An 11813-nucleotide genomic window follows, 5' to 3' on the forward strand; every position below is an offset into this window, starting at 1 on the left:
TGCATAGACCTTATTTAACACTTAAAAAAGGGAGGACATGGATTATGAAATTAAACAATTTACTTCAACAAAATAACTTAGATGGAATACTTTTAACAAACAAGTATAATCTAAGATATTTTACATCTTTCACAGGAACTACTGGTTTTGCTCTAGTTACAAAAACAGGTAGATATTTCTTCTCAGATTTCAGATATAAGGAACAGGCAACAAATCAGGTTACACCAAGGGGATTCGAATTTGTACTCTGGGATAGATCTATGAAATCAGTTGCAGAATTTTTAAAGAAAAATGAAGTTAAAAGGCTGGGAATTGAAGATCAGGATGTAACTTTATCATATTACAATAACTTAAAAACAGAATTTGAAGGTGTGGAACTTGTTGCACTGGAAGACAAGGTTTCAAAAACAAGAATGATAAAAACAGAAGAGGAAATAGAAAACATAAAAGAAGCTGTTAGAATAGCTGATATTGCATTCTCAAAGATTCTTGAAAAAGTTAAAGAAGGAGCAAAGGAAAAGGATTTATCAGCAGAAATAGAATACATAATGAAACTTAACGGTGCTGAAGATAAATCATTTGATTTTATTGTTGCTTCAGGCTACAGATCAGCTATGCCTCATGGTGTTGCAAGCGATAAGACAATTGAAAAAAATGAATTTGTTACATTTGATTTTGGATGTTACTACAATGGATATGCTTCAGATATAACAAGAACAATTTTCTTTGGTGATGAAATAACTGAAAAGCATAAAGAAATATACAACACAGTTCTTGAAGCCCAGCTGCTTGCAATAAGCAAAGCTAAGGCTGGAATGAAGGCAAGTGAACTTGATAAGGTTGCAAGAGATTATATAACTGAAAAAGGATATGGAGAATATTTTGGACATGGCTTAGGACACGCACTAGGTCTTGAAATTCATGAACAGCCATTCGTTTCAAAGATTGGCGATATTGTACTTGAAGAAAACATGGTTGTTACAATTGAGCCAGGTATTTACATTGAAGGATTCGGTGGAGTACGAATTGAAGACGATGTAATAATTAAGAAGGACGGCTGTGAAGTACTAAACAAGAGTCCAAAGGAACTACTAATATTAAAGTAGGGACATATAAGTAGTGATATAAACCAATAAATAGCATCTCCCTTCAAAGGAAATACTAACAACAGAGTAGACTTTGAAGGGAGATGTTTTCTTATGCCCAAAATGGCTAGGCAAATATGAAAATATCGAAAAAATATATATAATATATGACAACACTAAGTATATGTCCCTATACATGTGTCCCTATACATAAAACTTTCTTCACTGGAGAATATAAAAATAGAAAGGGGAGATGTTTATGTCAAACAATAAGATAAGGGAAACAAAAAATAATAGAAAACATGATGAAAGATTTAAAAAAATAAATATTAAGCATGACCCTCAGGAAGAGAGTGCACGTGCAGTATTTCACAAAAGAACTGAAGTGGATTTGGATGATATACATTAGGAGGGTGATTTAATAAATGACACACAGAGAAACTAAAAAGGAAACAAAAATGCAGAACAAACAAAGTGCAACACCACCTATAATACACAATGATGAAATAAAAAAGAAATTTCCAAAGGGAGTAATTAAGGGAACGGATAGAATATAACTGATTAAATCAGGAATAGCTGACAAGCCAGATGAATTTGGAATATTAAATTTTGACAGGGCAAATTCATTTTACACTTGTCAGTTATTTTATATTTATATATTTAAAATTTTGGTTTTATTAAAGTTGACAATTTTGCTCGGTTATAATAGAATTAATTTAGTAGATATCCTATCTTTTTACTCGGAATTCGAGGTGATTTAATGAAATTATCAACAAAGGGTAGATATGGTGTTAAGGCTATGTTTGAATTGGCTTTATCAACGGCATTAAATGATGAGCCGGTGTCAATAAAAATGATAGCAGAAAAACAAAATATATCAGAATATTATCTTGAACAACTCTTTGCCAGCCTTAGAAAGGCTAAGTTAATAAAAAGCATAAGAGGGGCTCAAGGAGGATATGTCCTGGCAAAACCGCCTAAGGATATAACTGTTGCTGATATTTTAAACGTACTTGAGGGTCCTGTTGAAATATCAGACTGCATAAGCGATGAGGATTCAAGTTGTTCAAGATCAGGTTACTGTGCAACTAGATTACTTTGGATAAAGATATATGACAGTGTAAACCAGGTGATTAATTCTATTACACTACAGGATATGTTAAATGATTATTATGAAATGCAAAAAACTAATATTTTGCAAAGGGGAGAATAAATATGGAACAAAAAAGATTAATTTACATGGATCATGCAGCTACTACATACACAAAGCCTGAAGTTGTTGAGACAATGATGCCATTTTTTACAGAGCAGTTTGGAAATGCTTCATCTGTTTATACCTTTGGAAGAAAATCAAAGGCTGCTGTTGAAACAGCAAGAGAACAGGTTGCAAAGGCAATAGGTGCAAAATCAGATGAGATTTACTTTGTAAATGGTGGATCTGAAGCTGATAACTGGGCAATTAAAGGAATAGCATGGGCTCATAGAGATAAGGGAAATCACATTATAACTACAAAAATAGAACATCATGCTGTTCTTCATGTATGTGAGTATTTAGAAAATAACGGATTTGAAGTAACTTATCTTTCAGTTGATGAAAATGGTCTTATTGATCTTGATGAACTTAAAAGGGCTATAACAGATAAGACTATATTAATAACAATTATGTTTGCAAACAATGAAATTGGAACTATTCAGCCAATAGCAGAAATAGGTAAAATAGCAAGGGAAAGAGGAATTATATTCCATACAGATGCTGTTCAAGCTGTTGGAAATGTTGCAATAGATGTTGAAAAGATGAATATAGATCTTTTATCCTTAGCAGGACATAAATTCTATGGACCAAAGGGAATTGGTGCTCTTTATATAAGAAAGGGTATAAAAATAGAAAACCTTATTCACGGCGGCGGACAGGAAAGAAGGAGAAGGGCAGGAACTGAGAATTTACCAGGAATAGTTGGTCTTGGTAAAGCTATTGAAATGGCAACTGAAAACCTTGAGGAACATAACGAAAAAATAAGAAAAATGAGAGATAGATTATTAAATGGAATTATGGAAAAAATTCCATATACAAAACTTAATGGCCATCCTGAAAAAAGATTGCCTGGAAACATTAATGTTAGTTTTAAATTTATTGAGGGTGAATCATTGCTGTTAATGTTAGATCAGCTAGGTATTTGTGCCTCAACAGGAAGTGCTTGCTCATCAGGCTCACTGGATCCATCACATGTTTTACTTGCAATTGGACTTCCTCATGAAATAGCACATGGCTCATTAAGATTGTCGCTTGGTGACTTAACGACAGAAGAAGATATTGATTATGTACTGGAAGTACTTCCGAAAATAGTTCAAAGATTGAGAGAAATGTCTCCTCTCTATGAAGATTTTATAAAAAAGGGGGAAAACTAAATGTATAGCGATAAAGTAATGGATCATTTTATGAATCCAAGAAATGTTGGAGAAATTGTTGATGCTAATGGTGTTGGTGAAGTAGGAAATGCAAAATGTGGAGATATTATGAAAATCTATCTTGAGGTTGAAGACAATATAATAAAAGATGTTAAGTTTAAAACATTTGGATGTGGAGCAGCAATAGCTTCAAGTTCAATGGCTACTGAACTTATTAAGGGAAAGACTTTAGAAGAAGCTTGGAATCTTACAAACAAAGCTGTTGCTGAAGCATTAGATGGACTTCCTCCAGTTAAGATGCATTGTTCAGTTTTAGCAGAGGGAGCAATTCATAAAGCAATTAATGATTATAGAATAAGAATGGGTCTTGAACCATGGGAAGATAACATAACAGATTTAGATGATCACCACCACCATAATAATGAGTAGGTGAAATTATGAAGAAAAAAGTTGTTATTGGTATGAGCGGTGGAGTAGATAGCTCCGTTGCAGCATACTTGTTGCTTCAACAGGGATATGACGTAATCGGTATAACTATGCAGATATGGCCTGAAAACAAGGCTGTTGAAGAAAGAGAAGGAGGGTGTTGCTCATTAACTGCGGTTAATGATGCACGAAGGGTTGCTGATAAGCTTGGAATTTATTATTATGTAATGAATTTCAAAGAAGTCTTTGAAAAGAAGGTAATAAATTACTTTGTTGATGAGTATCTTGCAGGTAAAACCCCTAATCCTTGTATTGCATGTAATAAACATATAAAGTTTGATGAGTTTTTAAAGAAAGCTCAGATGCTTGGAGCTGATTATATTTCAACAGGTCATTATGCCAAGGTAGTTAAGGACGAAGAAACAGGAAGGTATTTGCTTTTAAGATCTAGGGATGACAGAAAGGATCAAACATATGCTCTTTACAATCTGACTCAGTATCAGCTATCTCATACGGTAATGCCATTAGGGGACTATACAAAGGATAGAATTAGAGAAATAGCTGATGAATTAGGTTTAATTGTAGCAAACAAACCAGACAGTGAAGAGATTTGTTTTGTTCCAGACAATGATTATGCAGGATTTATAAAAGAAAGGGTACCGGATAAAGTTAAACCTGGGAATTTTGTAGATGTTAATGGAAACGTAATTGGAAAGCATAAGGGTATAGTCCACTATACTATTGGTCAAAGAAAGGGTCTAGGCCTTGCCCTTGGAAAACCCGTCTTTGTTGTTGACATCATTCCTGAAAAAAATCTTGTGGTTATAGGGGATGAAAAGGAAGTATTTAAGGATACCCTTTATGCAGAGGATATAAATTTAATTCCATTTGATAAGTTAAATGGTGATCTTAGAGTTACAGCTAAAATCAGATATAGTGCAAAGGAAGCCCCTGCTACAATATCCCCTTATAAAAATGGAGTAATTGTAAAGTTTGATACTCCTCAGAGAGCCATCACCAAAGGTCAATCAGTTGTATTTTATAATGGTGATGTAGTTGTAGGCGGAGGAATAATAAAAGATGTGTTATAAGTCAGTATCGTTGATACTGGCTTTTTTTTGCATAAAAATGTGCTTCGTTTATTTTGTGATAATGAGGTAATAATAAATATTAATCAAAACAGGAAGGGGGTATATATATCAAATGAAAAAATATTTAGACCTAAGGGGAATAAATGTAGTAGATGAAAAGGGAAATTTAAAGGGAAATGTTGATGACTGTATTTTTGATATTAAAAGAAGGAAAATCTATTCTCTTGTTGTTTCTACAAGGAGCTTTTTTTCTCCTTGGTTTTTAGTGTCTTTTTGTAATATATCTGCTATAAATGACTCAGTAATAATAAGGGAAAATCCTTTTAAAATAAATAAAAAGCTTGTTAAAAAGAACAAACAATTTATGATTCAATATTATATTGGAAAAGAGATTATTGATACTGAAGGCAATACATTAGGCATACTTTCAGATTTAATTTTTGATGAAAAGAGCGGATATGTCAAAGCTATTATATGTTCAAGGGGGGTTGTGGATGATCTTATTGAAGGAAGAAGAATAATAATTTTAAATGATTTAACTGTATTTGGAAGGGAAAAAATAATAGTTGAGAAAAGCTCCATGGAGATAATAAACAATATTACATTGAATAAATTTAAATAACGAGGATGATTATGTTGAAAAAAATAAGTATTAAATACATAATAATTATTGTCTTAGTATTACTAATGATTTCATTGGTTTTTATTTCAAGAACAATAATAAAACCTATAGTATTTTCTGCAATTATGGCATATATTTTAAATCCACTTGTAAAATTAATATCAGGCAGGGGAATAAAAAAGAAGAATGCAGTTTTGATTTCTCTGGCATTATTATTGGGTATTTTTATTCTCATAATATTATATGTAATACCAGGTGTAATAAAAGATGTTATGGGGATATTATCCAACATAGATAAATATAATCAAATGATAAATAGTCTTATTCCTAAAATAGGTTATGATGGATTTCCAGTGTACCTAAAGGAAGTTATAGATGCAACTTTAATTAAAATTCAAGAATTTTTAAAGAATTATTTATCCAATACTTTTAGTGAAATTTTAAATTTTACAATGGAGATTCCAACCTACGCATTGACTCCTATATTCATTTACTATTTTTTAATTGACTCTGACTATTTTTCAGGCATTTTAAAGTCCTTTTTTTCCATAAAATTCAGAGGAAAAATGATAGAACTATGGCATGAAATTGATAAAATCCTTGGTTCATTTATAAGGAGTCAAATAATCCTATCAATTATAATTGCAGGGATGACTTTTGTTGCATTATCAGTTATGAAAGTAAAGTACGCAATAATAATTGCACTGATAAACGGTATAACGAATATAATACCATATTTTGGACCAATAATAGGTTTCCTGCCGGCTTTTTTTATAGCAGCCTCTGAATCACTTAAAAAAGCTGTGATTGTGTCTATTACAATGTTCATTATTCAAGAAATTGAAAGTTCAGTTATAGCACCAAAGCTTATGGGAGAAAGTCTTGGAATACATCCGGTTTTTATCATGATAGTTCTTATTCTTGGAGGAAAATATTTTGGTGCCTGGGGACTTGTGCTTTCCGTTCCTTTGGCAGGGATGGTAAGAGTTACTTACAGATATATAATTAAAAACCTATTTTAGAGTGCAAATTAAGGTTATAGTCAGGTATTTAACCAAGGGACTTTTTAATTACTACTCTGGAATTGACAATTTTATATTGCTTCTGTATAATGGTGTAAAAGTTAAATGCAATGAGAGGAAGGAGTACATCTTAAACTTACTTTAAGAGAGAAGGCGGTTGGTGCGAGCCTTTAGAAGTTGAGATAGAAGCAGTCCTGGAGCAGTGCCGCTGAAATAAGTAAGCGACAACGGTGGCAAACGTTATCTGCCTTAAGAGACCTTGATGAGAGGTAATGTGGGTGGTACCGCGGAGATTTGACCTTCGTCCCTTTTTTGGGATAGAAGGTTTTTTATTTGTCAAAATTAATAAAACAATACATAAGCATTAGGAGGTAATATTTTATGATGGGAGTTAACGAAATCAGGGAAAAATATCTATCTTTTTTTGAAAGCAAAGATCATTTAAGGCTTGAAAGTTTTCCTTTAGTTCCTAAAAATGATAAGAGTTTATTGCTAATAAATGCAGGCATGGCTCCATTAAAGCCATATTTTACAGGACAGGAAATACCGCCAAAAACCAGAATAACAACATGTCAAAAATGCATAAGAACTGGGGATATAGAAAATGTAGGGAAAACATCAAGACATGCTACTTTCTTTGAAATGTTAGGTAATTTCTCCTTTGGAGACTATTTTAAGGAAGAAATAATTCCATGGGCATGGGAGTTTGTTACAGAGGTTTTAAAAATATCAAAGGAAAAACTCTATGTAACCATATATTTAGAGGATGATGAGGCTTTTGAAATCTGGACAAGAAAGACAGATGTAGATCCATCAAGAATATTCAGATTAGGTAAGGATGATAATTTCTGGGAGATAGGTCAGGGACCATGTGGGCCATGTTCAGAAATACATTTTGACAGAGGAGAAGGTAAAATAAATACTGTTGAAGAATTTATTAAAGCTGCAGAGGAAGACAGGGTTGTTGAGTTTTGGAACCTGGTATTCACACAGTTTGACAAAGATGAAGATGGAAATTACAACAGGCTTGCAAAGACAAATATTGATACAGGTATGGGTCTTGAAAGAATGGCAACAATAATGCAGGGAGTTAAGTCAATCTTTGAAATCGACACCATGAAGAATATATTAAATAATGTTTGTAAAATTTCTGGTGTTGAGTATGGAAGCAGTGAAAATAAAGATGTTTCACTTAGAATAATTACTGATCATATAAGAAGTGTTACTTTTATGGTAAGCGATGGAATTCTTCCGTCTAATGAAGGAAGAGGCTATGTTTTAAGAAGATTATTAAGAAGGGCAGCAAGACATGGTAAACTTCTTGGAATCAATAGAGCCTTCTTAAATGAGCTTTGTGATGTTGTTATAGAAAATTCAAAGGATGCATATCCAGAACTTGCAGAAAAAAGAGATTATATAAAGAAAGTAATTAAGCTTGAGGAAGAAAGATTTGATGAAACTATAGATTCAGGTATAAATATATTAAATGATTATATTTCAGAGCTTAAATCAGAAAACAAAAAAACGCTGTCTGGTGAAAAGGTATTTAAACTATATGATACCTATGGATTCCCATTAGAGCTGACACAGGAAATACTTGAAGAGAACGGTATGGATGTTGATTTAGAAGGTTTTGAAACGGAAATGAAATTACAAAGGGAAAGAGCCAGGGCTGCAAGGGGAGAAACAAATTACATGGGAACAGATATGAATGTTTTCATGACACTTCCTCCTTCAGTTACAACTGAGTTTAAGGGTTATGCAAGTACAGTTTCTGAGGGTGAAGTTCTTGTTATTGTAAAGGGAGATGAAATAGTTGAGAGTGCAGAAGAAGGCTGTGAGGTAACTTTAATTCTTGACAGAACTTCTTTTTATCCAGAAATGGGAGGTCAGGTTGGAGACAGTGGAGAAATAGTGTCAAGTGGATTTAAGGTTAAAATTGAGGATTGTAAAAAGACTGCAAACGGCAAGGTTATACATGTTGGTAAGGTTGTAGAAGGTACAGTAAGACAAGGGGATAAGGTTACAACAATTGTAAACAAATCAAGAAGAATGGATATAGCCAGAAATCATACTGCAACACACCTTATACATGCGGCCCTTAGAAAAATACTTGGAACCCATGTAGAACAATCAGGTTCACTTGTAACACCAGAAAGATTAAGGTTTGACTTTACCCACTTTGAAGCTATATCCCACGAAGACTTAAAGAAGATTGAAACCCTTGTAAATGAAAAAATAATGGATGCAATTGATGTTGAAACTATTGAAACTTCAATTGAAGAAGCACGAAAAATGGGAGCTGTTGCTCTATTTGGAGAAAAATATGGCTCAAGTGTAAGAGTGGTTAAAGCTGGAGATTTCAGTATGGAACTTTGTGGAGGAACCCATGTGGCAAATACTGCTTCAGTAGGAATGTTTAAAGTTATATCTGAAAGTGGAGTAGCTGCCGGAGTTAGAAGAATTGAGGCAGTTACAGGAAAGGGTGCCCTTGAATATGTAGAAGGCCTTGAAAATACAATAAAGGAAGCTGCAGCAGCATTAAAAACTTCAGTTAAAGATATAACAAGAAGAGTTGAAACGGTTATGACAGAACTTAAGGAAAAAGAAAAGGAAATAGAAGTTCTTAAGGCTAAAATGGCTTCAAATGTAGCAGATGAAATAATAAACAATGCTGTTGATATAAAAGGTGTAAAGGCGGTAACAGCAGTTGTAGAACTAGATGCAGATGGATTAAGAGGATTAGGAGATAAACTTAGGGATAAACTTGGAAAATCTGTAGTGGTACTTGCAAGTACAAAGGATGATAAGGTTACATTCATTGCAATGGCAAGTAAAGAAGCTGTATCTTCAGGTGTTCATGCTGGAAACATAATAAGAGAGGTTGCAAAAATTGCCGGCGGCGGCGGTGGTGGAAGACCTGATATGGCACAGGCTGGAGGAAAGGACAAAACAAAGGTAAAAGAAGCACTTGAAGTTGTTAATGGACTTGTTGAAAGTATGATTAAATAAAAAAGGCGAGGTGAAATTCACCTCGCCTTAATTAAAGTTAAAATACACATTAAAATATTCTATTATTTTTGGATAAAAATATTTGTTATAAGGACGATTGATGTTGTAAGTGAAAAACTTGCGATTTTTTTTTGTTTTAAATTTGTATAATATTAGTTATATTTAAAGTGTGCAAAAAGTGGAAAATAAGTATAATAATACTACATATTATAGGGAGGGTTGATAATGCTGAAGATGTAAAGGACAAAAAATTACTACAAAAAATTTTTTATGGGATAATATGTACAACATGAATCCTCTTGTTAAGTCGCTGGAAAATACAATCAATTGATTGGGTTTTCTCCAGACATTTGATAAATTGAAGGGGGACTGAGATATGAAAAGAAAGATATTAATATGGCTCTTGACGATAAATTTTTTAATACTTAATTTATTTGCTTTAAATACATATGCAGCAAGTAAAATTACTCCTCAAATAATTGGTCTGAATTCATCTTATGCTACAGGAGTTTCACCAACGGTATATCTACTTACTAATGGTTTTAAGGGAAAGGTTCAATATAGAGTAGTTTTAAATGATTTAGTTACAGCTAAAAGTATTGACATTACAAAGGGCTATACAAAGGCAGTTTTGAATTCTGTTAAGCAAAAAATCGTTTTACCTAAATTAAGCGACGGGTACTACAGAGTATTTGTCTATGTAAAAAAACTTGGCAGTAAAGCTAGTTACGACGGCTATTTAGTAAAAAGTCTAAATGTATATGTAAACAGTTTAACTATTACAAACAAGGGTTTTGTTGCAGGCTCAAAAAAAGAAAATCTTCCTCAATTAGTTAAGAAAGATGTAAATATCAAGGCTGATAAGGTAGTTTATAAAAATGCTAAAGTTGACGGAGATTTGTATGTTAACTCAGACAATGTATCATTAGAAAATATTAAAATTAAAGGGAAGATATACTTAGATCCAGGTTTTTATGGAAATACTAACTTAGATAAAGTTTGGGCAAGCGAAATAAAAGTATTATCTGGTGGAAGCAATAGCATTCATTTTAACAATATAACTACTGACAGGCTAACAATAGATTCAAAGTCCAACGTTAGGGTAGCTTTAAAGGATAGCAGAATTTCAAGGATAAATATTAATACACCTTCGATATTACATAATGAAGGGACAAGTATTGGTAGTGTTGAAGTAAATACTAATAATTCAAATAAAGTTGTTGAGTTTAGAGGTAGTATTGATACTAAAGTAGTTGTGAAGGGAGAAAGTTATATTAAATCCCAAGGGGGAATAAAACTTTTGCAAATATCACCAATTGAATCAGACTCCAAAGTTGTAGTGGAAGGGAAAGTAGAAACAATTGAATTAAAATCAGAGACTAAATTAGAGCTCAATAATGCGGAAGTTAGAACATTAGTTGCAGATTCGAAGGCAGAAGTTGTAGCAAATAAAGAGTCGAAGGTTGAAAAGATAGAAGGAAACAAAAAAGAGGATTTAAAAGTATCAGGAGAAGGACAAATACCAAAGGATAGTGGCTCAACAGGCGGTTCTTCAGGTAACACAGGCCCTCAAACAGGAAATACGGGCAGTACTGGTGGAAGTGGTTCAACTGGAGGTTCCACAGGTTCTGGAGAAACAAGTACTATATTAGTTAATGACGTAAAAATTTGCGATTCGGTTATATTGTTGAATATAGATGATGAATTAGATATTTCTTATTCTATAGAACCAGCTAATGCTACAAATAAAACTTTAGTATGGAGCAGCAGTGATGAAAAAATATTAACAGTAACAAATGGAAAAATAAAGGCTAAATCAATAGGTGATGCGACTGTAACAATTAAATCACAGGATAATAGGGTTACAAGAACACTAAAGGTTAAGGTTATTGATAATGGAATAACCGTTAATATTAAGAAGGAAGCGGAAAAGGTTGCAATTTATGTAAAGAGTAAGAATTCAAAGGAGATAGTAACTTTAAAGATTACACAAGGTGATAGCATAAAATATATTGACCAAATTAATTTAAACAACAATACCCAAAAAGTTACTACTATTTTGGAGAATGGTCTATATAGGATTTATGTAAAGGGATTAAACAGCGAAGTAATAAATATTGATTTTACTATAAATTAAAAAAGCATTATT

At 32.7% G+C, this 11813-nt stretch carries 11 protein-coding genes and 1 other annotated feature; all 11 genes read left to right on the plus strand.

What is annotated here, in order from left to right:
- The first annotated feature begins 44 nt into the window (after positions 1-44).
- The 11 genes from Q428_RS01120 (at position 45) to Q428_RS01160 (ending at position 11801) form a co-directional block, all read left to right on the plus strand.
- A complete protein-coding gene (locus tag Q428_RS01120; protein ID WP_035377397.1) occupies positions 45-1106 on the plus strand; it encodes a M24 family metallopeptidase in 1062 nt (353 codons plus the stop codon).
- A 238-nt stretch (positions 1107-1344) separates the two neighbouring features.
- Complete coding sequence (locus tag Q428_RS15590) at positions 1345-1494, plus strand: CPC_1213 family protein (protein ID WP_169734712.1); 150 nt, start codon at positions 1345-1347, stop codon at positions 1492-1494.
- A 16-nt stretch (positions 1495-1510) separates the two neighbouring features.
- Entirely contained in the window at positions 1511-1642 is a 132-nt protein-coding gene (locus tag Q428_RS16220) for a hypothetical protein (protein WP_278244851.1), read from the plus strand.
- Between the two features lie 203 nt (positions 1643-1845).
- A complete protein-coding gene (locus Q428_RS01125) occupies positions 1846-2298 on the plus strand; it encodes an RrF2 family transcriptional regulator (protein WP_035377399.1) in 453 nt (150 codons plus the stop codon).
- 2 nt (positions 2299-2300) lie between these two features.
- Entirely contained in the window at positions 2301-3491 is a 1191-nt protein-coding gene (gene nifS, locus Q428_RS01130) for a cysteine desulfurase NifS (RefSeq protein WP_035377401.1), read from the plus strand.
- The gene (nifU, locus tag Q428_RS01135; protein ID WP_035377403.1) at positions 3492-3920 is read left to right on the plus strand and encodes a Fe-S cluster assembly scaffold protein NifU; all 429 of its coding nucleotides are present in this window, start codon (positions 3492-3494) and stop codon (positions 3918-3920) included.
- An 8-nt stretch (positions 3921-3928) separates the two neighbouring features.
- Positions 3929-5008, plus strand: a complete 1080-nt coding sequence (gene mnmA / locus Q428_RS01140; RefSeq protein ID WP_035377404.1) for a tRNA 2-thiouridine(34) synthase MnmA — start codon at positions 3929-3931, stop codon at positions 5006-5008.
- A 112-nt stretch (positions 5009-5120) separates the two neighbouring features.
- On the plus strand, positions 5121-5630 hold the full coding sequence (locus Q428_RS01145) for a PRC-barrel domain-containing protein (protein WP_035377406.1): 510 nt from the start codon (positions 5121-5123) through the stop codon (positions 5628-5630).
- An 11-nt stretch (positions 5631-5641) separates the two neighbouring features.
- Positions 5642-6652 (plus strand): AI-2E family transporter, encoded by a 1011-nt coding sequence (locus Q428_RS01150; RefSeq protein ID WP_161633572.1) that lies wholly within the window; start codon positions 5642-5644, stop codon positions 6650-6652.
- A 101-nt stretch (positions 6653-6753) separates the two neighbouring features.
- Positions 6754-6964 (plus strand) — a binding site (T-box leader).
- A gap of 69 nt (positions 6965-7033) precedes the next feature.
- A complete protein-coding gene (alaS, locus tag Q428_RS01155; RefSeq protein WP_035377410.1) occupies positions 7034-9664 on the plus strand; it encodes an alanine--tRNA ligase in 2631 nt (876 codons plus the stop codon).
- A gap of 376 nt (positions 9665-10040) precedes the next feature.
- Positions 10041-11801 carry an Ig-like domain-containing protein gene (locus Q428_RS01160; RefSeq protein ID WP_035377412.1) on the plus strand — a complete coding sequence of 587 codons (1761 nt, stop codon included), beginning with the start codon at positions 10041-10043 and terminating at the stop codon, positions 11799-11801.
- The last annotated feature ends 12 nt before the right edge of the window (positions 11802-11813 follow it).

The sequence above is a fragment of the Fervidicella metallireducens AeB genome (assembly GCF_000601455.1).
Taxonomy (GTDB): domain Bacteria; phylum Bacillota; class Clostridia; order Clostridiales; family Caloramatoraceae; genus Fervidicella; species Fervidicella metallireducens.